The organism is Streptomyces sp. NBC_00690 (assembly GCF_036226685.1).
In the GTDB taxonomy this organism is placed as follows: domain Bacteria; phylum Actinomycetota; class Actinomycetes; order Streptomycetales; family Streptomycetaceae; genus Streptomyces.
Map to the genome: position 1 here is coordinate 2,976,622 of NZ_CP109009.1, position 22,107 is coordinate 2,998,728.

Here is a 22,107-nt window from a genome sequence, read left to right on the forward strand (position 1 = left end):
CCCTTCCACAGAAGCCGAGGCCGGGCGCAGAAATCCAGCGCGGGCACCGTTCACGTACGGAGACGGGGAGACGGAGGAACCCGCCGGAGCGCGGGGCGCCGCATCGACCGACCCGTAGACGTCAGCGCGGTGAAATCACGGCCCCCAGCAGGCCCGGACCCGTATGAGCCCCGATCACCGCGCCCACCTCGCTGACATGGAGGTCGACCAGCCCCGGTACCCGCTCACGCAGCCGATCCGCCAAGGCCGCGGCACGTTCGGGAGCCGCCAGATGATGGACTGCGACATCCACGGTGGCGCTGCCCGCCTCGGCCACGGCGATCTCCTCCAGCCGGGCGATCGCCTTCGATGCCGTCCGCACCTTCTCCAGCATCTCGATGCGTCCGTTGACCAGTTGGAGCAACGGCTTCACCGCGAGTGCCGAGCCGAACAGGGCCTGCGCCGCTCCGATACGGCCACCGCGCCGCAAATAGTCCAAGGTATCGACGTAGAAGAAGGCGGACGTGTTCGCGGCCCGCTTTTCTGCCGCGGCCACCACTTCGTCGAGGCTGCCACCGGCTTCAGCCGCTTCGGCGGCAGCCAACGCACAGAATCCCAGCGCCATCGCGACCATGCCGGTGTCCACCACGTGCACCGGTACCGGTGCGTCCTTCGCGGCCAGCACCGCGGCGTCGTAAGTGCCCGAGAACTCAGCGGACAGATGGAGCGAGACGATGCCGGTCGCCCCCGCCTCGGCGCGTGCGCGATAGGTCTCGGCGAAGACTTGGGGGCTGGGGCGCGAGGTGGTGACCGAGCGCCTCTTCTGCAGGGCCAGAGCGAGCGAGCGGGCCGAGATCTCGGTGCCCTCTTCCAACGCCTCATCGCCGAGAACAACGGTCAGGGGCACCGCCACCATGCCGTGGCGCGCCATCGCCGGCTGCGGCAGGTAGGCCGTTGAATCGGTGACGATAGCGACATGGCGGGACATGAGCGGGAGGTTACCGGTCAGCGCTCGCAAACGGGAGCCCGGCCCCTCGGTACCTCACTCGGTCCCATCCGCCCCGCCCGTTCCACTCCGGTGCGGTGGTGACTGCTGCGGTGGCTCTCCCCGTCACATCGGCTCATGGCCCCTCGGATGCCCAGAACCATGCGGAGCACTCGGCGGGAGTCGGCCCGGCGGACAGCGGACATGCCACAGGGCGGCTCGGGGACTCCCCCGGCCGCGGACAGCGGACATGCCACAGGGCGGCTCGGGGACTCCCCCGGCCCCGACTCGTACCGCCTCAGTTGGTGGTCTCGGGGCGCGCGGACTTCTCCCACGGGTAGCTCGTCAGCCGGGGATCACGCGCCGTAATGGCCTGCGGCTGCTGGTCGGCTGGGCCGGTGCCGGACTTGCTGGCGCCCTCCCCGGTCGCGGACTCCTCGTCCGACCAGGACTGATGGGCCACCGTGCGATCGTCCGCCGCGGGCCAGTCGGAGGCCGATCCCGTGGTGGATCCCGTGGTGGATCCCGCATCCGCCGGGGACTCGGTGTCCGCCCAGTGCCGCAGGGCTCCGGCCTCCATGTCGATCTGGCCCGCCAAGGTGTCCAGATCGTCTTCGGCGAAGCGACTCGCCCGATCCCGGGCCGCCCAGCGGAGCGACTCGGCCGAGCGTGTGATCCGCTCCATGCGCTCGCGCAGCTCGGGCAGTTTGCTGGAGATCGTCACCCGGTCAGGCTCGCGCTCAAGGCGCTTCAGCTCGTCGTCCAACTCGCGCCCGTGAACACTGAGGCGCTCGAACAGGCTGATGGATTCGGAGAGCGAGGCGTCCTCGGCCACGCCGGCGTTCAGAGCGTCCTGCGTCGCCCGCATGGAGGTCCGCAGCTTCAACCGCAGTTGTGCCAGCTCGCCCGCGACGCCGATCTGACCGTAGCTCTTGGCCCGCAGGGTGGTGTCCTCGACCGTACGGCGCGCCTGGTTGACCGTACGCTCCACGCCCTTCTTGGCAATGCGCACCGCCTTCACCGTCGCATAGACCCCGAGCGCCACAAAAGCGACAAAGAGCAGCGCCAGTATCAGAATCGCGCTTTCCATGGGCGCCCCTTCGGCTTCGGTTGTCCTACATCCACCGTAGTCGTGCTCCTCCCACCGTAAACGCCGCAGGCAGGCCAAGGGTTCCTTGGAACCCTCAACCTGCCCTGAGTGGAGACCCTGAGGAGCCCCTGATCGCCCCCTGAGCCACCCGCAGTCGGCGCGTCGCCGCACATCAGGCCGCGAATCGGTCTCAGGGCGTCCGGGAAGGCTCCGAGACGGCCGACGCGGCGCAGCACGCCGTCCGGGGAAGGCCCACCGCTGACCGGCCGTCTCGGGGAAGAGGACTACTCGGGGACGATGTTGACGAGCTTCGGGGCACGCACGATGACCTTGCGGATGCCGCCGCCTCCCAGGGCGTCGACGACAGCGGCATCGCCCAGAGCCAACGCCTCCAACTCCGTGTCGGAGATCGTCGGCGAGACCTCCAGGCGTGCCTTGACCTTGCCCTTGATCTGAACCACGCAGGTCACGGCCTCGTCCACCACATAGACGGGGTCGGCGACCGGGAAGTCCTGGTGCACGACGGATTCGCGGTGGCCCAGCTTCCGCCACAGCTCCTCGGCGATGTGCGGGGCGAGCGGGGCGATCAGCAGGACCAGTCGCTCCGCCACGCTCCTGGACAGCGGCCCGCCGGACTTGGTCAGGTAGTTGTTCAGTTCCGTGATCTTGGCGATGGCCGTGTTGAACCGCAGCGCCGCCAGATCGGCTCCCGCGCCGTCGATCGCCTTGTGCAGGGCACGCAGCGTGGCCTCGTCCGGCTCACGGTCCTCGACGGTGACCTCGCCGGTGGATTCGTCCACCACATTGCGCCACAGCCGCTGCAGCAGTCGGTACTGGCCGACCACGGCGCGGGTGTCCCAAGGGCGGGACACATCCAGTGGCCCCATCGCCATCTCGTACAGCCGCAGCGTGTCAGCACCGTACTCCGCAGCGATCTCATCGGGAGTGACCGCGTTCTTCAGGGACTTGCCCATCTTGCCCAGCTCGCGCTTGACGGGCTCGCCCGCGTGGAAGAACTTGCCGTCCCGCTCCTCGATCTCGACGGCGGGCACCGGGAAACCACGGCTGTCACGGTAGACGTACGCCTGGATCATGCCCTGGTTGAACAGCTTGTGGAACGGCTCGGGCGAGGAGATGTGCCCCAGGTCGAACAGGACCTTGGACCAGAACCGTGCGTACAGCAGGTGCAACACGGCGTGTTCGGCGCCGCCCACGTAGAGGTCGACACCGCCGTGCGGCATCCCGTCGCGCGGCCCCATCCAGTAGCGCTCGATGTCGGGAGCGACCAACTGCTCGCTGTTGTGGGGGTCCAGGTAGCGCAGCTCATACCAGCAGGAACCGGCCCAGTTGGGCATGGTGTTGGTTTCTCGGCGGTACCTGCGGGGACCGTCGCCGAGGTCCAGGGTGACGTTGACCCATTCCTCGTTCCGGGACAGCGGGGTCTCCGGCTTGGTGTCCGCGTCATCGGGGTCGAACGTACGCGGTGAGTAGTCGTCGACCTCCGGCAGCTCCAGCGGCAGCATGGAGTCCGGCAGCGAGTGGGCCACACCGTCCTCGTCGTAGACGATGGGGAACGGCTCGCCCCAGTAGCGCTGCCGGCTGAACAGCCAGTCGCGCAGCCGGAAGTTGACGGTTCCCTCGCCGATCCCGCGTTCGGTCAGCCAGGTGGTGATCCGCGCCTTGGCCTCGACGACTTCCAGGCCGTCCAACGAGATCTCCTCGTTCGACGAATTGATCGCGGGGCCCTGACCGGTGAACGCCTCGCCCTCCCATCCTGCGGGCGGCTGGACGGTGCGGATGATCGGCAGGCCGAAAGCCTCGGCGAACTCCCAGTCCCGCTCGTCCTGCCCGGGCACGGCCATGATCGCGCCGGTGCCGTAGCCCATCAGCACGTAGTCGGCGACGAAGACCGGAATTCGGGTGCCCGTGACCGGATTGACGGCGTACGCACCGGTGAAGACGCCGGTCTTGTCCTTGTGCTCGGTCTGACGCTCGACGTCACTCTTCGTCTGGGCCTGCTTGCGGTACGCGGACACGGCATCGGCCGGTGTGGCCGCGTCGCCCGTCCACTCGGCCTTCACGCCCTGCGGCCATTCGGCCGGCAGGATCGAGTCGATCAGCGCGTGCTCGGGAGCCAGCACCATGTAGGTGGCCCCGAACAGGGTGTCGGGACGGGTGGTGAAGACCGTGATCCGGGCGTCGTCACGTCCCTCGATCGAGAAGTCGACACGAGCGCCCTCGGACCGACCGATCCAGTTGCGCTGCTGCAACTTGATGGCCTCGGGCCAGTCCAGTGCGTCGAGGTCGTTCAGCAGACGGTCGGCGTAGGCGGTGATGCGCATGTTCCACTGGCGCAGCTTGGCCTTGAAGACGGGGAAGTTCCCGCGCTCGGACCGACCGTCGCCGGTGACCTCTTCGTTCGCCAGTACGGTGCCCAGGCCGGGGCACCAGTTCACCGGTGCGTCCGAGGCGTACGCCAGGCGGTACCCGCCCAGGACCTCGGAACGCTCGACCGCGCTCAACTCGCCCCAGGTGCGCGAGGAGTCGGGGACCTGTCGCTCACCGGACTCGAACTGCGCCACCAGTTCCGCGATCGGACGGGCCTGCTGAGCCTCCTGGTCGTACCAGGAGTTGAAGATCTGCAGGAAGATCCACTGGGTCCACCTGTAGTACTCCGGATCGATCGTCGCGATCGACCTGCGCTGGTCGTGACCGAGCCCCAGCCTGCGCAGTTGGCGCTTCATGTTGTCCATGGCGGCTTCGGTCGACACCCGCGGGTGGGTTCCGGTGGCGACCGCGTGCTGCTCGGCCGGCAGTCCGAAGGCGTCGAAGCCCAGGGTGTGCAGCACGTTGTGTCCGGTCATCCGCTGATGACGGGCGAAGACGTCGGTGGCGATGTACCCCAGCGGATGCCCGACGTGCAGTCCGGCACCGGACGGATAGGGGAACATGTCCATGATGAACTTCTTGGGTCGAGCGACCAGTGCCGGGTCCCCCGCCAGGTCGCCGCTCGGGTTGGGTGCCTCGTACGTGCCCTCTGCGTCCCAGAAGTCCTGCCAGCGTGCCTCGATATCGGCGGCCATCGCTGCCGTATAGCGGTGCGGCGCAGCCACCTCGGCGGCAGAAGCAGCAGAATTCGTCTCGCTCATGATCCTTAAAGCTCCATCGATCGTCTCTGCCCAGCGGTCGGAATGGGCATAGCCCGTAAACAAAAGGACCCCTCGCACAGGAGGGGAAGCCGCGCCGATTCCGACCGGACCTTTTCATCCGTCGGGACTGATCAGCGCGGCTCGCTAAGCAGAAGGCGTACGGCACGCATAGCGTCAGAGTACCGCAGCAGCAGATCCGGACGCGCGCTGGTATGCCCCGGGCACGGGGAGTGAGCAGCGAGAGGGCGCCGGGGGAGCGGGGGCCGAGGGGCGGTCAGCACCGGGAATGTCGGCTCCCGGACGGCCGGTAAAGCGGATGGTGTCGTGGCTGACGGTAAAACCGATGCGGTCGAGAGGCGAAGACCCCCACGGGAATGGTGGGCGGCGAAGAAGCGGCAGTGACCGGAAATTTCAACCGACCGCTCTCGACATCGAGACGATCCGGGACGAACCCCGTATCGAAACGCGTGGACATCGCCGACAGCCCCGGGAGCCGAATGCCGTCCGTCCCGCGCAGGTCACCGGGCACCTACCCCGATCAGAGCCCCGGAGCACCAACTCCCCCTGCTGGACGCGCATATCAACCTTATCCGGGGCAACCTCAGCATCCGGCGGAAGCGGGTCTCCCCCGTAAACGCCAAAACGTCGTTCCGCCCACCAAGGGTCGACTTAGCATTCCTCAACGGGACCGCATTTCCCGCACCCTCGGAGTTGCCCCATGAAGCCTCATCGCAAGAGCCGTTCATCGCCCGCCCCGAGTTCCGGACTCGGTCGCCCCGTGCAAGGCGGCCTGACCGTAGCGGGATTGGTGCTCATTCCTCTTCTCGCCATCGGCGGGAGCGAGAGTTTTCGCGCAGCGCTCGACTTCACCACCGGGGTCCTTGCCCTGGTGGCCCTGACGGCCTCGATCGCCTGGGGGCTGATCGCCACCGATCGACTACTGCTCTCTCCCCGCCATCGACTGCTAGCTCAGGCCGTCCACCGTGCCACGGCGGCAGGGGCCCTGGGATTCCTCCTGCTGCACGCCACCGTGAAGGTGGCGCTCGGCCATGTGAGCCTCGTCGGAGCGTTGATTCCGTTCGGGCTGGGCGTCACCGGTACGTCGGGGCTCATCGGCCTCGGCTCGCTGGCCGGGCTGCTCATGGTGATCACCGCGGCGACCGGCGTCCTGCGCAGCGCTCTTGCGGGCAGCAGCAAGGCCGCGGGCGGCTGGCGAACGCTGCATATGTTGGCCTATCCCGCCTGGTGCTTCGCACTGCTCCACGGTCTCTTCTCGGGCCGTCCCGCGGCACCCTGGGTGGTGCTGATGTACAGCCTGGCGCTGGTCAGCGTGGCCGGAGCCTTGTCGATACGACTGCTGCCACGCCCGGTCCTGCGTCAGATCTCCGACAAGATCCTCACCGTGACCAGTCGTGGCAGCGACGAACCGCCCCCGCAGGAAGCGGCAGTACCGAGCCGCCCGACCACAGCGCCCTTCTCCAGCGGTGACGACCTGGCGACAGAGATCGGGCTGGAGCGGATGAACGGCATCCCCACACAGCGGCCCTACGGGGGGATTCCCGCAGATCGAACCGCCGTCGGACGCCGTCGCCGACAGGCGGGGATAGCCCCGCCCTCCCCCCAGCTGTACGAGGTGCCGCCACGGCCGGAAGCCGAGCCGACCGGCGCGGGGCTCACAACGGGAAGCGGGCCGGTGGGCGCGGGAACGGGCATCGCAGCTGCCTACCACGCCGTCTCCCGTGCCGGTGAGCCGTCCGTTCCGCTCGCAGAGCGGGTACCGATGACGGAGGAACTCCCCGTCATGACGGAGAGCGGCCCGGCAGCCGGTGGCTGGCCAACGCCCTCACCGCCGCCCCCCTCCCCAGCCTTCCCACCCACCCCGTTCGCGCCTCCCCAGCCCAGCACACCCCCACCGCCGTACGCCCCCACCACCGGATACGCGTCGAATTACGCATCGAACGGATATGGAGCGACGACGTACGGGTCCAACGGATACGGCGTGACGGGGTACGGGTCGCCCGGCTTGGGAGATGGGTTTCGGCCACCCCACGCCGACAGCCCCTTCGATGCCTTCTCCCGACGTCCCGCATCCTCGGGTCCGACGCCGCCCCAGGGCCCTCCGCCCCCCTACGAGGCACCCGTCATCGGCACCTATGAAACCTTCCGTCCCGGTTCCGGTGGCTGGGACGTGCACGGCTCCCACCCAGGCCACCTCGGCACCGAGCACCCGGATCCGTACGGCACTGCGGAAGCCATGCCGGGACCCTTCTTTCCGCCCCCGGCCGGAGAGCCCTGGAACGCGCCCGCAGGAGAACGACCTTGAACACCCCTCTCCCCGACGTCCCCGAAGTTCGCGTGGTCGGGCTGCCCCAGCTGACCCAGGGCTTCGATCTGGTCGAGCGACTCGACCTGCAGATGCACCTCAAGGTCCACGGGCCCCTGGAGCCGATGACCGGTGAACGGCTGGCGCAACTCACCGAGGAGATCTCCCTGCGCGGGCGCGGCGGCGCCGGATTTCCCTTTGGACAGAAGCTGCGCGCCGTGGCCAAGTCGGCCATCAGCCGCGGTGTGCGGCCCGTGATCGTCGTCAACGGCAGCGAGGGCGAACCGGCTTGCCGCAAGGACACCGTCCTGCTCAACCGGGCGCCGCACCTCATCCTCGACGGTGCGCTCCTGGCGGCTGAGGCGGTCGGCGCACGCACCCTGGTGGTTGCGGTGACCCGCAACTCCACTGAGATCTCCATGCGCGCGGCGCTGGCGGAGCGGGGTCTGTCCGACCGGCGCGGCCAGCGGATGCGGGCACGCGTCGTGCGCACCCCGGAGCGCATGGTCTCGGGCGAGGCGTCTTCGGTCATCCGTGCGATCAACGGGGGTCCCGCGCTGCCACCCGGCCGCCGGGTGCGCGCTTCCGACAGCGGTGTCGGGGGTGCGCCCACCCTGTTGTCCAATGCCGAAACCTTTGCCCAGGTCGCCGTCGCGGCCCGGATCGGCGCCCGCCGCTACAGCAACACGGGAACGGGCCAGGAGCCTGGCACGGTGATGCTGACGATCTCGGGGGCGGTGCTGCGTCCCATGGTGGTCGAGGTGCCCACCGGGGTTCCGCTGCGCTACGTCCTCCAGATGGCCGGGGCTCCCCCCGTGCCACAGGGGGTGCTGACCGGCGGCTACCACGGGAACTGGATCGATTCGGCCGCTGTGCAGGACGCCGTCGTCTCCCGAGAGTCCCTGTCGGCCGTCGGTGGTTCATTGGGCGCCGGCGCCATTTTGCCGATCGGCCCGGAGACCTGCCCGCTGGGAGAGGCACTGCGGGTGGCGAACTGGCTCGCCGCCGAGACCGCAGGGCAGTGCGGACCCTGCAAGTTGGGCCTCCCCGCAGCAGCAGGAGGGCTCGCGGATGTGATGAACGGCGGCGGTCCGGCGGCACTTGAGGCCCTGCGGGAGGTCACCCAGGCGGTGAAGGGACGAGGGGCCTGCAAGCATCCTGACGGTTCGGCCCGGTTCTTCGCCTCGACGCTGTCCGCGTTCACCGATGACCTGGCCGCCCATGTGTTCTACGGAGGCTGCGGCCGGGAGACCACGGGCGTACTGCCGCTGCCGCTGCCCGGCTACCAGGAATCGGAAGAGTCCATCCCGAGCGGCGAGAAGGTGCTGATCGACTGGACCCTCTGCCAAGGGCACGGGCTCTGCGCCGACATCATCCCGGAGTTGATACGGATCAATCCCGACGGCTACCCGTCCGTGGCCGACGCGGTCGTGCCGGTGCATCTACAGGGGCGGGCCCAGCGGGCTGTGCGCCGATGTCCCGCCCTGGCGATGCGGATCGAACAGACCGCGGTTCCGACCTCGCTGGCCCGTCCCGGACTGCCCGTGTCCCGACGCAGGGAGTTGGGCAGCGGACGCGGTTGATCGACACCCACTTCACGGGAGTGGTCGGACGAACTCGCACACACGGGGAACACGAGCAGGCGCGGTGACTCACCGAGGAACCGGTGAGTCACCGCGCCTCCGTGTCGAGCGGGGAACCCATCCTCGCCACCATGCGAAAGATCCCGCCCGGTCATCAGACCTGACGGGATCTTTGGAGAGTGATTGTGTGGAGCTAAGGAGAATTGAACTCCTGACCTCCTGCATGCCATGCAGGCGCTCTACCAACTGAGCTATAGCCCCTTGCGAGATGCCGCCCGGTTGAAGGTTTCCCCTGGCGACGTCGACAACATTAACGCTCTCCGGGGTGCTTCACCAAATCCATTCCTCAGCGCCCGAGGGAGGCCACCGACAGGGCTTCGGACGGCTCGGAGGGAGGCAGTCCGCTGGCTCTGACGACGGGGCCAGCGGGTGAGGCGGGGCGGCCGGGCAGGGTCAGGCGGTGGCGAACGAGTAGAAGCGCTTCAGCGTGCAGTGTTCCTCGAGCAGACGACCGTAGATCGGTTCGCCCTCAAGTTCTCGATAGGTCTCGATGGGGTCGCCCTTTATGATCAGCGCCCGTGCGCACTCCTCGCACCAGTACTGGAACTCCGGGTTGAGCGGGTCCATGTCCCGAACGATGGGCGTACCGCTGCCACACCAGTCGCACTTACGCCTATGGGCTCCCATTACTCAGCTCCAGCGGTGACGACAGGACATCCGCCCGGCCGAAAACCGTCCGAACGAGACTGCGCCACGGCGGCCGTGACCCCGGGCGATGCACACCGATCCATGGGCTGAAAGTCCGAGAAGGGCGGCTGTGTCCGCTGTTGCAAGCAGATCATCGGTCTCCTCGCTCCCACTGGCGGACGTCATGCTCAACCTCCCCATACCGACCGGTGCCCACTCCGGCCGTCCGATTCTGCCATGACCGCGGGAGAGGGGCGGTGACGTTGGCGGGAAGGTGACGGGAAACGCCAGATCCCGCCCCCCAGAAGGGGCGGGATCCGAATTGTGGAGCTAAGGAGAATTGAACTCCTGACCTCCTGCATGCCATGCAGGCGCTCTACCAACTGAGCTATAGCCCCGCGTGTTCTTCGCGCTCAGCGCTGCGAACAAGTAGAACTTTAGCCTGCGACCCACCGGAAAGTGAAATCCGGGGGTGCGGGCCGGGTGCCTCGTCATGGACCTGCCCCGAGGCTGGTCACCCGCGGCCGATCAGGGGTCCATCAGTGGCATGAACTCCTGGTCAGCGGACCCGACAGCTTCATGAATCGGCACGGCGCCTCGCCACCTCCCCCGAACTGCTCCTCCTCGGCGAACCAACGCATCCACCGCCCCGCCGAACGAACACGGCGGCCGGCCGGGGACCCCTGCCGGGATCCGCGACCGACCCGCCCGGCGCCTCCCTGGCCCACCAGCCCGGACGCCAGTGGGGGCAGCCCGCCGAGCCGGCACGGTCATCGGTGACCACGAGAGTCGGGACGTTGGATCAGTCGTCGTCGCCGAGGACCGGCTCAGGAAGGGTCCCCGCGTTGTGCTCAAGCAACCGCCAGCCGCGCGCACCCTCGCCGAGGACCGACCAGCAACAGTTCGAGAGCCCGCCCAGGCTCTCCCAGTGTCGGGACTCAAGGCCGAGCAGCCGTCCGATGGTGGTGCGGATCGTGCCGCCGTGGCTGACCACCACGAGCGTGCCGTCCTCCGGAAGCTTCTCGGCGTGTCGGAGCACCACCGGAGCCGCCCGGTCAGCGACCTCCGTCTCCAGCTCTCCACCACCCCGGCGCACGGGCTCACCACGCTTCCAGGCCGCGTACTGGTCGCCGAACTCGGCGATGATGTCCTGGTGGGTCATGCCCTGCCACACACCGGCGTACGTCTCGCGCAGCTGCGGGTCGAAGGTGACGGTGTGACCGGTCAACCCGGACAGTTCACCGGCCGTGGTGGAGGCACGCTTAAGGTCCGAGGAGATGATCGCGTCGGGCTTGAGAGACGCCAGCAGCCTGGCGGCCCTACGGGCCTGGGCGATACCCACCTCGGTGAGCTCAATGTCCGTGGTGCCCTGGAAACGGCGCTCCACGTTCCATGCGGTCTGGCCGTGCCGCCACAGGACGACACGGCGCCCCGTGCGTTTGTAGGCGTCCTCGTTCAGCTCAACTCACCGTCCGGGGTGTCGGCGACTCGAGCTGGCTCCGCAGATTCCCCCTGCTGACGCTCGGCGGACTTGCCGCGGGTCTTCAGGGCGTCCTCGGGCAGGGGCAGCTCGGGGCAGTCCTTCCACAGTCGCTCCAGGGCGTAGAAAACCCGCTCCTCGGAGTGCTGGACGTGGACCACGATGTCGACGTAGTCGAGGAGGATCCAGCGGGCGTCCCGGTCGCCCTCACGTCGTACGGGCTTGGCGTCCAGCTCCTTGTTCAGCCGCTCCTCGATCTCGTCGACGATCGACTTGACCTGGCGGTCGTTGGGAGCGGAGGCGAGCAGGAAGGCGTCGGTGATCGACAGCACATCACTGACGTCGTACGCGATGATGTCGTGCGCGAGCCGGTCAGCAGCTGCCTGGGCGGCGGCGTTGACGAGCTCGATGGAGCGGTCCGTAGCGGTCACTAGCTGGCTTTCGTCGGCGGTCGGGTGTCAACCCAAGGATCTCATGTACCACCGACAGCACTCGCGGGGAATGCGCCGGCGCTGAGATCCCGGGCATCCTGGCTGGTCAGCCGGGTGGGCGCGCTGATGTCACCCACCCGGTGAACGCCCATGAGCCGGCGGCGCGCACCTGTCACCCCGTGCTCTCCTCCACAGCTGTCCTTCGCGCCGCGGAAGAGAGCAGGAGCATTGGTCACTCCGTCTTGAAGTCCTGTCCGAGGACAACGCTGATGTCGGCGTTGGGCGGAGCCGCACCCTTGGCGACGGCGCTCACGGGCAACCCCAGCGTCTTGGCGACCTCGACGGCTTCCGCCTTCTGAGCATCGTCACCGTAAGTGATCCGGGAGGTGCCGGTCGTTGCGGCCTTTCCGCCGTCGACGACGGCGTAGCCACCGTTGACCAGCAGGATCCGCGCGGATTCGGAGACGGGTGCCTTGCCCGTTCCATTACGGATGCCGATCCGGACGGCGGCGTTCTTGTCCGGCGCGGTGATGGAACCGCCCAGAACGTCCTTGACACTCGAACTTGCCTGCTGGGTCAGCGTGCCGTCCGCCTGGACCGGCAGCAGAGCCGTCTGGTAGTCGCCGCCCTTGGCATGATCGGCGAGCTTCGCCAGCGAGGCCCCGAGGTCACTCTCCGTCAGCGAGGGGTCGAGGATCTGGGCCAGTGTTTCGACGGTCACGGTGGCGGACTTCTGCTCGCTCGGGAACTTCCGCAGCACGGCGTGCATGACCTGTCCGAAACGCTGGAGTTGCTTGGCCTCCACCTCGCCGGGTGCCAGATAGGTGGCGTAGGCAGCCGCCGACCGACCGTTCAAGGTCTGGTTCTCACCGCGTGCCACCACGGGTGGCTCGCCCTTCTTCGCACCGGGGACCACCACGTCTGTGGTCACATCGACGGTGCCCACCAGGTCGACCAGATTCTCCAGGAACGGGGTATCGAGCCGCCAGGTGCCGGTGATCTTCGCGCCGAGAAGGCTTCCGATCGCCTCCCGGGTGCCCTGGGAACCGTCGTCCTCGACGGACTTGCCCAGGGTGGTGCCCGTACCGTCGTCGCCGGCGACCGAGAGGGAGTTGGGCAGGAGGACGGTGGTGCCCGTCTTGGTGGTGACGTTGTCGACCAGCAGGGCGGTGGAAGTGCCCTTCTTCTTGGTGTTGTGCAGATGGAGAACGATCACGTCCCGCTTCTGCGGGCCGGTGGTCTGACCCGCGACCTGCTTCGGGTCATCGCCTGAGAAGACCAGATAGACGATGCCTGTCACCAGGACCAGCCCCAGGACGACCCCAAGGGCGATGACACGGTTGCGTCCGCGCCTCTTGGCCTCTTCGCGCCTCTCCGAGCGGCTTTCCGTGAACTTCAACCAGTCGATGACGTCTTCCGAGTCGTCCTCGGGGTCCTGGACGAAGGCGAACTGCTCGGTGCGGTAGTCCCGTTCGTCGTCGGAACGACGCGGCCCGGGCACCAGCCCAAGACTGTGGTCGTCGTTCGCGGGTGCCAGATCGGAGAAATCGGACATGGGCGATGCGGGTGCTTCGATGGGCGCTGACTGCTGGGGGATGTTCCACTGGGCCGTCTCAACCCCTGCGGTCTGCTGGGCAGCGTGCTGGCCGCCCTGATCGACCTCATACGGCTCGTACGCATAGGTGTAGCCCTGGTCCCCGTCGGCCGCACCGCCCCCGGGCCCTTGCTCAGTCAGCTGGCCGTAGGCGTCGTACGACGCGGAGTGGTCCGGTTGCTCGTACCCCTGGGGGAGGGATTCCTCCGTCTGGGGGAGCTGGTTGTAGGCGCCGTAGTCGTTGTACTCGTACGTCTGCTCGACGGGCTGTTGGTCGGGGTAGTCGTACTGCACCCCTTGCTGCGCGTCGTACTGCTGTTGCTCCTGGGGCTGCTGATACACCGGCTGCCCGTACTCGTCGTAGCCGATGATCTGCGGCTGCTGGTAGTACGGGTCGAACGGGCTGTGCTGGTCGTTCACCGGGGCCCCTCTCCGTGGCTCACTCGCCGCGGTACAACTGGCGCTTGTCGATGTAGCGCACCACACCGTCGGGCACGAGGTACCAAACCGGATCGCCCTTGGCGACCCTCGCCCGGCAGTCGGTGGAGGAGATGGCGAGCGCCGGAACCTCCACCAGGGAGACCTTGCCTTCGGGCAGGCCGTCGTCCGTCAGATCATGCCCCGGTCGGGTCACCCCGATGAAGTGGCTGAGCGAGAACAGCTCCGAAGCGTCCCGCCAACCGATGATCTGGGAGAGGGCGTCGGCACCGGTGATGAAGAACAGGTCCGCATCCTCGTTCTGGGCGTGCAGATCCCTCAGGGTGTCGATCGTGTACGTCGGCCCGGGTCGGTCGATGTCGATGCGACTGACCGAGAACTGCGGGTTGGACGCCGTGGCGATGACCGTCATCAGATAGCGGTCCTCGGCAGGAGACACGGCCTTGTGGCTCTTCTGCCACGGCTCCCCCGTCGGTACGAACACCACCTCGTCGAGGTGGAACAGGGCGGCCACCTCACTGGCGGCAACGAGGTGTCCATGGTGGATCGGGTCGAACGTCCCGCCCATCACACCGAGCCGCCGCCGGCCGGAACCCGGGCCCGTAGGCACTTCCTGCTCTCCCATGCGTGCAGAGCCTACTGGCCCGCGAACCTGACTCGCTCCGCCTGGCTCAGCGGTCGCGGTTGAAGCTCATGGTGATCCACAGCAGCAGGAGCAGGGCGAGGAGCGCACCGCCGCCGGTGAGGATCGGCTGAAGGCTCGGGTGGTTCAGAGCGCCCTCGCCTCCCTCGGCGAGAGTGACCAGGTTGGGGGCGTTGCTGGGGAGGCTCATCTTCGGCGGGCCCTTATCGATCGGAAACGGAGCGGAGGGACTTCGCCCATATCGTATGCGGGCCGCCCGGGCACGCTCACGCCGACTCAGTCGTTGTCGTTGTCACGGCCCCGCTGACAGGGTGCCGTATGACGGAAAACAGGCGTACCGGGCCTGTGTTCCAGAGTTATCCACAGCCTCGGGCGCACTGTGCCCCCAGCACCTACGCTGGGGATCGCCAGGGGGACGAATCAATCACTCGTACGACGGATCACCGGTTCGACCAGGGGGTTTGAATGACCGACAGCAGTCACGGGAATGTGCCGAGCAGGCAGCGCAAGCGTTTCCCCGGCATCTCGTCACGGGCGTATGAACATCCGGCTGATCGCTCCGCGCTGGTCGCCCTGCGCAAGCTCAGCGGATTCGACACGGTCTTCAAGGCGCTGAGCGGGCTCCTGCCCGAGCGGAGTCTGCGGCTGCTCTTCCTCTCCGACTCGGTGCGGGTGAGCGATGCCCAGTTCACCCATCTGAACACCATGCTGCGGGACGCCTGCTATGTCCTGGACCTGGAGAAGGTCCCCGCCATGTACGTGGCACAGGACCCTCGCCCCAACGCCATGTGCATCGGGCTCGACGAGCCGATCATCGTCGTGACGACGGGGCTCGTGGAGTTGCTGGACGAGGAGGAGATGCGGGCGGTCGTGGGCCACGAGGTGGGCCACGCCCTGTCGGGGCACTCGGTCTACCGCACGATCCTGCTGTTCCTCACCAATTTGGCGCTCAAGATCGCATGGATCCCGCTGGGCAATATTGCGATCATGGCGATCGTCACCGCCCTGCGGGAGTGGTTCCGCAAGTCGGAGCTGTCCGCGGACCGCGCCGGGCTCCTGGTGGGTCAGGATCTACAGGCATCGATGCGCGGGCTGATGAAGATAGCCGGCGGCAATCACCTTCACGAGATGAACGTCGACGCGTTCTTGAAGCAGGCGGAGGAGTACGAGGCGGGCGGGGACCTGCGCGACTCGGTACTGAAGATCCTCAATGTGCTGCCGCGTTCGCATCCCTTCACCACAGTGCGTGCAGCGGAGCTCAAGAAGTGGGCGGAGAGCCGCGACTACCAGCGGATCATCGACGGCCACTACCCGCGGCGCACCGAGGACAACGACACCTCCGTCACGGACTCCATACGTGAGTCCGCCTCGCACTATGCGGACACCGTGCGGACCAGCAAGGACCCGTTGATGAAGTTGGTCGGTGACATCGCCGGGGGCGCGGGCGACCTCGGGGGCAAGCTGCGAGACCGGTTCACCGGCGGGAACGGCAATGGCTCGGCCTCAGGGGGGACCAAGGCAGAGAGCTAGGAAGCGTCCTAGCGATGTCGCCCCCTGCCGACGGTTGAATGGGTTCGATCGGATGATCGGGCAATCGAAGGGAGGGGGCCTCAGCCGGGCTTCGGGCTTCGGGCTTCGGGCTTCGGGCTTCGGGCTTCGGGCTTCGGGCTTCGGGCTTCGGGCTGGAGCCTTGCATCCGCGGGGCGGACGGTTCTCGTTCTGGGGAGTTCGATGAGGAGCGCGTATGTCCTAGGGGTTCGGGCTCGGTTGTGCTGACGACGCCAGGGAGCCGCACAGCGCGGCGGTGGCCTCTCCCTCCGCGTAGGGATCGGTGCCCGCTGGAGCGCCCGAGGTTGCCCGCTCCCCAGCGAGGAGCGGGTGCAAGGTGCCAGAAGAGTCGTCGGAGCACGCCTGCGGACCGGCTTGTACGTAGCTCGCCAACAGTTCCGCGCGGTGGAGCTGGAGATCATCCCGGTCGAACCGGAAGTGCAGTACGCGCCGGACGGTGAACAACGAGGCACCGGCCGTCCGGTCGGTCCGGCTGATGGCTTGATGGGGACGGCTGGCCCTGGGGAAGGCTGCGGCCCCAGGGTGCGGTGAGGTTTCGTCGACCGTCCGACGGAAGGCGCCCATCGTCGAGGCCCTCGATTCGTCCCTCGGGCCTTCGCCGAGTTGAGGTGTCGCCCCCGTGCCCGTCGGTGGGCCATGCGTAGGAGCCGGGCGAAGGGCGTACGCGAAGGTGTGGTCCGACGTCACCTCCAGGGCGTCGGCTCCGGCCTCCGTCACCGCCAGAGTGCCCCGGACCCGGACTTCCGGATCGGCAAGGACCACCTTCGCCGGGTCGTAGCGGATCAACCATCCGGTTGCCGCGTGGTGCCCGTCCGCCACGGGAGTGGACATGCTCCGGTCGAACTGCGCCAGCTGGCCCGGATCGATCAGCACCCGCACGGGTCGTACCGCACCGCCCGTGAGGACGTCGGGGTCGAGGGAGGACTCCACCAGGTAGTCCTTCGCGATCGTCAGGGCCGTCACGACCTGGCTCTGGGAGAAGCTCTTGGTCCGCACGGCACTGGGGAAGGTGATGCCCGAGGCCCCGATGCGGAACTGGGCGGCCGAGCTGTTCGCGTAGAGGTCGCTGGGCGTCCCACCGGGGACGGCGCCCTGAGGAGCGAGGGGGATCAGTGTGGTGCGCAGTGGGGCTGCTCGTTTCCCGCCGGGCACTTGGCTAGAAGGGCGCATCCCGAAGTACGTCGCGGTACCGAAGGCGACGGCCACGAGCAGGATGAGGATCAGTAGTTGCCTCGGGCCGGTTCTCCGGGTGTTGGAGGGGAGACTGCGCACGGCGCGCGCATGCTCGCCCATCCGTTCGTGCGCGGAGAACTCCTGAAGTCGCGCAGCTCGTATGAACGATTCGTCGAAGACGACGGATCGGTACTCGTCCTCTCCACCGCCGGGGAGTCCTTCGGGTGTCCCCTCAGGTGTCCCCTCAGGCGGGTCTCCACGGCCAGCCATACCTTCAGGGTGGGTCTGGCGGGGCCTCGGTAAACGCGGTGGCGTGCGACAAAGTCTGATGACTTACCACTCAACCGTTCGAGGACTCACGGAAAAGTGGTCGATCGGGGGCAGGGAGCGATCAGTTCGACAGAACTTGAGTGGCCGAATATGACCGTTGCGTCATGGGTGTGGAAAGGGAGCGTGGCGCCCGATGAAGGGGAGTCCGTACGTCAGGGAGTGCCCGGATCGACGGGGACGGGAGGAATGGAGACATCCGCCGAACCAGCCGGGCCATGGGCACGGTCCGGGGAGGCTGAGGGGCTGCTGTCGACGCCCGTCGATGCGGGCGCGGGCACCTGGTCCTCGCTGTTTCCCGCGGATCCCCGGTACACGGCCGTGAACGCGAGGGCAACCATGCCGATGCCCATCAGCAGGGCGAGGATCCATGCGACGGGACGGTGCCAGCGGGCGCTGCCCCGGTAGGGGCGCAGGGCACCGCCGTGCCTGCCATAGGGGCCCGATTCATCGTCGGGGTGGTATCCGTCGCCGAAGCCCTCACGGCCGTAGGAGCCGTACTCGTCCTCGTAAGGATCGTCTTCGTGGGGGCCGCGGCCGGGGCCCGCTCGGGCTGCCTCCGCTTCGGCTCGTGCCTGGGCAGCGGCGAGGAGTCTCTCGACGGCGCTCGGCTCGTGGACTTCCGCTGCTCTGACGAAGTCCTCGTCGAACACCACGGAGGCGAAGTTCTCGTCCGCGCCACCGCGGTCGTCGTCGGGCTCCCCGTCGTCCGGGAACGGCCTGCCCCCCACGTCGTCCGGCACGCATTCAGAGTAGACCTGGCCGCCCCTTTTGGGCAGGCGGAAGGGCGAACTCTCCGATCCGAGGTGGTGGGGTTTCCATCACGTCGGATCGGAGGGCGCTGGTCAAAGGGCGAGGCCCGCTACTGGCCCGTCCGGTCCTATCGGACGTGGCCGTCGCCGGTGACGATGTACTTGGTGGACGTCAGCTCGGGCAACCCCATGGGGCCTCGGGCGTGGAGCTTCTGGGTGGAGATCCCGATCTCTGCCCCGAAGCCGAACTGGCCACCGTCGGTGAAGCGGGTGGAGGCGTTCACGGCCACGGTGGTGGAATCCACCAACTGGGTGAACAGACGGGCAGCAGCCTGGGACGTGGTCACGATCGCCTCGGTGTGGCCGGACGACCAGCGGCGAATGTGGGCGACGGCAGCGTCCAGGGAGTCCACGACGGCCGCAGCGATGTCGTACGAGAGGTATTCGGTCTCCCAGTCCTCCGCGGTCGCCGGGACCACCGTGGCCTTGCTGGCGGAGGCGTACTCAGTCACCTGCTCATCCGCGTGGACGGTCACTCCCGCCTCAGCGAGCGCGTCGAGGGCGCGTGGCAGGAACGCAGCAGCGATGTCGCGGTGCACCAGGAGCGTCTCCGCCGCATTGCACACGCTGGGCCGCTGGGCCTTGGAGTTGATGAGGATGTCCACGGCCATGTCGAGGTCGGCCTGGGCATCGACGTACACATGGCAGTTGCCGGTGCCGGTCTCGATGACGGGAACGATGGACTCCTCGACGACGGTCCGGATGAGACCGGCGCCGCCGCGGGGGATCAGTACGTCCACGAGCCCCCGTGCCCGCATCAGCTCGCGTACCGAGTCGCGGGACTCTCCCGGTACCAGTTGTACGGAGTCGGCTGGGAGACCCGCGGACTTGACCGCGTCGCGCAGGACGTCGACCAGCGCGACGTTCGACGAGTAGGCGGAGGAGGAGCCCCGCAGCAACACGGCGTTGCCCGACTTGAGGCAGAGGGCCGCGGCGTCCACGGTCACATTGGGCCTGGCCTCGTAGATGATGCCGACGACTCCGAGCGGGACCCGCACCTGGCGGAGGTCGATGCCGTTGGGCAGGGTCGAACCACGGACGACCTCACCCACCGGGTCCGGCAGGGCCGCGACGTCGCGGACGTCGGCGGCGATGGCCCGCACCCGCTCCGGAGTGAGGGTGAGCCTGTCGATGATCGACTCGCTGGTGCCGGCCTCGCGGGCCCGGAGGATGTCCTCGGCATTGGCGGCGACGATGACGTCGGTACGGGCTTCCAGGGCGTCTGCGATCGCCAGCAGGGCTTCGTCCTTGACCGCACGCGGCAGTGGCGCGATGTCGGCGGCAGCGGTCCGAGCCCGCTGAGCGGCCTGGACTACCGGCGAAGGAGTGTCGTTCTGCGCAAGCGGCGAGGGCGTCGTCATACTCGCAGGGTAATGCGCGTATGGAGTGGCCCGGCCGGTATCCCGTAGAGCGAGACGGGCACCCGCGGTCGGTGGTCGGTCCAGCACGGCCGGGGCGTGGGGTGGCACGAGCACCGGGCCTGACGGGTGGGTGTCGCGGGTGGCCGCCGGCACCGCTGGCCGGATCTGCCGCCAGCCCCCGCGAACCCTCACCGATGCGGATCGGCGCCATCCGGTGCTCAGCGGGCTTTCGCGTCCCATGGCTTCGAAGCCCAACCCTATGCCCGAAATGTCCCCCGGGTGCCGCGGGCACCCACGGCCCGCCACCGCCACGCGTCATCCCGGCCGCCCTGCTGCGCCGGCACGCCGGCACCCACCGGACGTCCAGGCCGAACGAAGGCCGTGACGTACGGCGGAAACCGGATGAAAACGGGATGCGGACACCTAGGAGCCGGACACCCACAGACCAGCGCCATCCAGGAGCGGGAACCCGCAGGCCCGAAGCCAGCCCGCAAACCGAAACGGGCCACGGACCGCCTAGAAGGGATGGACTCCCATGGAGGAGGCGGGCGGCGGCCCGTACCCCTCGGCGACCCGCTGGTGATACGTCTGCCGGTCGATCACTTCAAGACCCACGATCGTCCACGGAGGCAGTCGGGCGGTGGAACGGTGCTCGCCCCACAGGCGCAGCGCCACCGCAGCCGCATCATGAAGATCGCGTGCCTCCTCCCAATAGCGGATCTCCGCATGGTCGTTGGCGTAGCGGCTGGTCAGGAAGAAGGGGTGGTCGTGGGCCAACTGCTCCAGGCCGCGCCGGACCTCCTTGAGGGGCGCCTCGGCACCCGAGACGCTCAGAGTGATGTGCCAGAGCTTCGACTGTCCGTCGCCGTGGGCGTCGTTCGTCTCGTCCGGCTGCGCTGCCGCTCCGGCCCCGATGCTCCGCCCGGTCCGCTCCGACGAGCCACCGTCGTCGAAGTCGGCACCGGCTTCGACGCTCGTGAGGGCTCGCTCCTCACCCGCCGCCCCACGGTGGTGATCGCCCGCAGTTCTGCGGGTGTTCGGGACGCCCCCGTTCCCACGGGGTGCATCCCCTGGGCGCGCTCGTCTCACCGGCGGCCTCCTGTTTACCTGTGTCGTCTTGCCGTCCCCCGCCATGTGCCCCGCAACAAAGTTGACCAGTCCTGGACCGAACATGGGGCGTTTTTCATGAAGGTGTCTGTCGGATGACGGGACTTTCAGCCGTTTCAGGGGTGCATGACGACCAGATCGTCCCTGTGTACGACTTCTCGCTCATATTCGGGTCCGAGCTCCTGTGCGAGGTCTTTGGTGGAACGTCCGAGAAGTTGGGGAATCTCCTTGGCGTCGAAGTTGACCAATCCTCGGGCAATTGCCTGACCATGGGTGTTCCGCAACTCCACCGGGTCGCCCGCGCTGAACTCCCCTTCGACCGCCGCAATTCCTGCCGGGAGCAGCGACTTCCTGCCGCGTACGACAGCGTCGACTGCGCCGTCGTCGAGGATGAGTGCACCGCGTGGGGTGGAGGCGTGGGCGAGCCAGAGCAAGCGGTCCGCGGATCTGCGGCCCGTCTGGTGGAAGTAGGTGCCGGTGACCCGGCCGGCCAGTGCGTCAGCCGCGCGCACCGCCGAGGTGAGGACGACGGGCACCCCCGCGGCGGCGGCGATCCGGGCTGCTTCGACCTTGGTGACCATCCCGCCCGTGCCGAGGCCCGCCTTGCCTGCGCTGCCGATCTCCACCTGCTCGATGTCGGCCGGCCCGTGGACCTCGTCGATGCGTGCGCTGCCGGCCTTCGCCGGATCGCCGTCGTACAGACCGTCGACGTCGGAGAGCAGGATCAGCAGGTCCGCGCGGACAAGGTGGGCGACGAGAGCGGCGAGGCGATCGTTGTCACCGAAACGGATCTCGTCGGTGGCGACGGTGTCGTTCTCGTTGACGACGGGGACCGCACCCATCGTGAGGAGCTGGTCCAGGGTGCGGTAGGCGTTGCGGTAGTGGGCCCGACGGCTAGTGTCGTCGCCGGTGAGGAGTACCTGGCCCACGCGTACGCCGTAGCGGGCGAAGGAGGCCGTGTAGCGGGCCACGAGAAGCCCCTGACCGACGCTGGCGGCGGCCTGCTGGCGGGCCAGGTCCCGAGGCCGTCGAGCGAGCCCGAGCGGAGCGAGACCGGCGGCGATCGCACCGGACGACACGAGCACGATCTCCTTCTCGCCGCCGCTGCGCGCTTTGGCGAGTACGTCGACGAGGGCGTCGACCCGGTCGGCGTCGAGTCCGCCCGACGCGGTGGTCAGGGAGGACGAACCGATCTTGACGACGATTCTGCGGGCCTGCGTTACCTGCTGTCTTGCCTCTGTCACGGGCTGAATCTATGCCAGGGTGCCGCCCGGGTGCCTCGGCATTTCATCCGCTGGACGTGACGCTGGACACCCCATGGGCCTCCGGTGTCGTCCGAACGACACCGGAGCGGCCGGACGCGGCACATGAGATTG

General features: G+C 68.1%; 17 protein-coding genes and 2 tRNA genes. 3 read left to right on the forward strand and 16 right to left on the reverse strand.

Going from position 1 to position 22,107, the window contains the following annotated elements; all coding sequences use genetic code 11:
* Positions 1–121 precede the first annotated feature (121 nt).
* From OID54_RS13150 to leuS, 3 genes are all read right to left on the reverse strand, one after another.
* Complete coding sequence (locus tag OID54_RS13150) at positions 122–967, reverse strand: DegV family protein (protein ID WP_329018648.1); 846 nt, start codon at positions 965–967, stop codon at positions 122–124.
* Positions 968–1,262: 295 nt separating this feature from the next.
* Positions 1,263–2,054, reverse strand: a complete 792-nt coding sequence (locus OID54_RS13155; RefSeq protein WP_329018651.1) for a hypothetical protein — start codon at positions 2,052–2,054, stop codon at positions 1,263–1,265.
* Between the two features lie 284 nt (positions 2,055–2,338).
* Positions 2,339–5,203 (reverse strand): leucine--tRNA ligase, encoded by a 2,865-nt coding sequence (gene leuS / locus OID54_RS13160; RefSeq protein WP_329018654.1) that lies wholly within the window; start codon positions 5,201–5,203, stop codon positions 2,339–2,341.
* 718 nt (positions 5,204–5,921) lie between these two features.
* On the opposite strand from leuS, the gene OID54_RS13165 reads away from it, so the two are divergent.
* Positions 5,922–7,526, forward strand: a complete 1,605-nt coding sequence (locus tag OID54_RS13165) for a hypothetical protein (protein WP_443055575.1) — start codon at positions 5,922–5,924, stop codon at positions 7,524–7,526.
* Positions 7,523–9,109 (forward strand): NADH-ubiquinone oxidoreductase-F iron-sulfur binding region domain-containing protein, encoded by a 1,587-nt coding sequence (locus OID54_RS13170; protein ID WP_329018657.1) that lies wholly within the window; start codon positions 7,523–7,525, stop codon positions 9,107–9,109. The genes OID54_RS13165 and OID54_RS13170 overlap by 4 nt, the downstream gene beginning before the upstream one ends.
* Positions 9,110–9,297: 188 nt before the next feature.
* Here the strand turns inward: OID54_RS13170 and OID54_RS13175 are convergent.
* The 8 genes from OID54_RS13175 to OID54_RS13210 all read right to left on the reverse strand — a co-directional run bounded on the left by OID54_RS13175 (position 9,298) and on the right by OID54_RS13210 (position 14,572).
* Positions 9,298–9,370: transfer RNA gene (locus OID54_RS13175), tRNA-Ala, on the reverse strand.
* A 192-nt stretch (positions 9,371–9,562) separates the two neighbouring features.
* Complete coding sequence (locus tag OID54_RS13180; protein ID WP_329018660.1) at positions 9,563–9,796, reverse strand: hypothetical protein; 234 nt, start codon at positions 9,794–9,796, stop codon at positions 9,563–9,565.
* Positions 9,797–10,121: 325 nt separating this feature from the next.
* Positions 10,122–10,194 (reverse strand) — tRNA-Ala (locus tag OID54_RS13185).
* A gap of 404 nt (positions 10,195–10,598) precedes the next feature.
* The gene (locus tag OID54_RS13190) at positions 10,599–11,255 is read right to left on the reverse strand and encodes a histidine phosphatase family protein (protein WP_329027476.1); all 657 of its coding nucleotides are present in this window, start codon (positions 11,253–11,255) and stop codon (positions 10,599–10,601) included.
* A complete protein-coding gene (rsfS, locus tag OID54_RS13195; RefSeq protein ID WP_329018663.1) occupies positions 11,252–11,707 on the reverse strand; it encodes a ribosome silencing factor in 456 nt (151 codons plus the stop codon). The genes OID54_RS13190 and rsfS overlap by 4 nt, the downstream gene beginning before the upstream one ends.
* 232 nt (positions 11,708–11,939) lie before the next feature.
* Positions 11,940–13,721 carry a LytR C-terminal domain-containing protein gene (locus tag OID54_RS13200; RefSeq protein WP_329018666.1) on the reverse strand — a complete coding sequence of 594 codons (1,782 nt, stop codon included), beginning with the start codon at positions 13,719–13,721 and terminating at the stop codon, positions 11,940–11,942.
* A 19-nt stretch (positions 13,722–13,740) separates the two neighbouring features.
* Positions 13,741–14,364, reverse strand: a complete 624-nt coding sequence (gene nadD, locus OID54_RS13205; protein WP_329018669.1) for a nicotinate-nucleotide adenylyltransferase — start codon at positions 14,362–14,364, stop codon at positions 13,741–13,743.
* Between the two features lie 46 nt (positions 14,365–14,410).
* Entirely contained in the window at positions 14,411–14,572 is a 162-nt protein-coding gene (locus tag OID54_RS13210) for a hypothetical protein (protein WP_329018673.1), read from the reverse strand.
* Positions 14,573–14,847: 275 nt separating this feature from the next.
* Between OID54_RS13210 and OID54_RS13215 the strand changes: the two genes are divergently transcribed.
* Complete coding sequence (locus OID54_RS13215) at positions 14,848–15,912, forward strand: M48 family metallopeptidase (protein WP_329018676.1); 1,065 nt, start codon at positions 14,848–14,850, stop codon at positions 15,910–15,912.
* A gap of 219 nt (positions 15,913–16,131) precedes the next feature.
* Here the strand turns inward: OID54_RS13215 and OID54_RS13220 are convergent, their stop codons facing one another.
* The 5 genes from OID54_RS13220 to proB form a co-directional block, all read right to left on the reverse strand.
* Positions 16,132–17,394 carry an SCO2583 family membrane protein gene (locus tag OID54_RS13220; protein ID WP_329018679.1) on the reverse strand — a complete coding sequence of 421 codons (1,263 nt, stop codon included), beginning with the start codon at positions 17,392–17,394 and terminating at the stop codon, positions 16,132–16,134.
* A 212-nt stretch (positions 17,395–17,606) separates the two neighbouring features.
* Entirely contained in the window at positions 17,607–18,194 is a 588-nt protein-coding gene (locus OID54_RS13225) for an SCO2584 family spore wall biosynthesis protein (protein ID WP_329018682.1), read from the reverse strand.
* Positions 18,195–18,331: 137 nt separating this feature from the next.
* Positions 18,332–19,624 (reverse strand): glutamate-5-semialdehyde dehydrogenase, encoded by a 1,293-nt coding sequence (locus OID54_RS13230; RefSeq protein WP_329018685.1) that lies wholly within the window; start codon positions 19,622–19,624, stop codon positions 18,332–18,334.
* A gap of 516 nt (positions 19,625–20,140) precedes the next feature.
* Positions 20,141–20,713, reverse strand: coding sequence for a hypothetical protein (locus tag OID54_RS13235; protein ID WP_329018688.1), 573 nt, complete (start codon positions 20,711–20,713; stop codon positions 20,141–20,143).
* Positions 20,714–20,847: 134 nt separating this feature from the next.
* Complete coding sequence (gene proB / locus OID54_RS13240; protein WP_329018691.1) at positions 20,848–21,975, reverse strand: glutamate 5-kinase; 1,128 nt, start codon at positions 21,973–21,975, stop codon at positions 20,848–20,850.
* Positions 21,976–22,107 lie beyond the last annotated feature (132 nt).

Coding starts and splice junctions, on each gene's coding strand:
- OID54_RS13155 (WP_329018651.1), bottom strand. CDS start 2,054: ATGGAAAGCGCGATTCTGATACTGGCGCTGCTCTTTGTCGCTTTTGTG.
- OID54_RS13180 (WP_329018660.1), bottom strand. CDS start 9,796: ATGGGAGCCCATAGGCGTAAGTGCGACTGGTGTGGCAGCGGTACGCCC.
- nadD (WP_329018669.1), bottom strand. CDS start 14,364: ATGGGAGAGCAGGAAGTGCCTACGGGCCCGGGTTCCGGCCGGCGGCGG.
- OID54_RS13210 (WP_329018673.1), bottom strand. CDS start 14,572: ATGAGCCTCCCCAGCAACGCCCCCAACCTGGTCACTCTCGCCGAGGGA.
- OID54_RS13230 (WP_329018685.1), bottom strand. CDS start 19,624: ATGACGACGCCCTCGCCGCTTGCGCAGAACGACACTCCTTCGCCGGTA.
- OID54_RS13215 (WP_329018676.1), top strand. CDS start 14,848: ATGACCGACAGCAGTCACGGGAATGTGCCGAGCAGGCAGCGCAAGCGT.
- leuS (WP_329018654.1), bottom strand. CDS start 5,203: ATGAGCGAGACGAATTCTGCTGCTTCTGCCGCCGAGGTGGCTGCGCCG.
- OID54_RS13220 (WP_329018679.1), bottom strand. CDS start 17,394: ATGGCTGGCCGTGGAGACCCGCCTGAGGGGACACCTGAGGGGACACCC.
- OID54_RS13165 (WP_443055575.1), top strand. CDS start 5,922: ATGAAGCCTCATCGCAAGAGCCGTTCATCGCCCGCCCCGAGTTCCGGA.
- OID54_RS13150 (WP_329018648.1), bottom strand. CDS start 967: ATGTCCCGCCATGTCGCTATCGTCACCGATTCAACGGCCTACCTGCCG.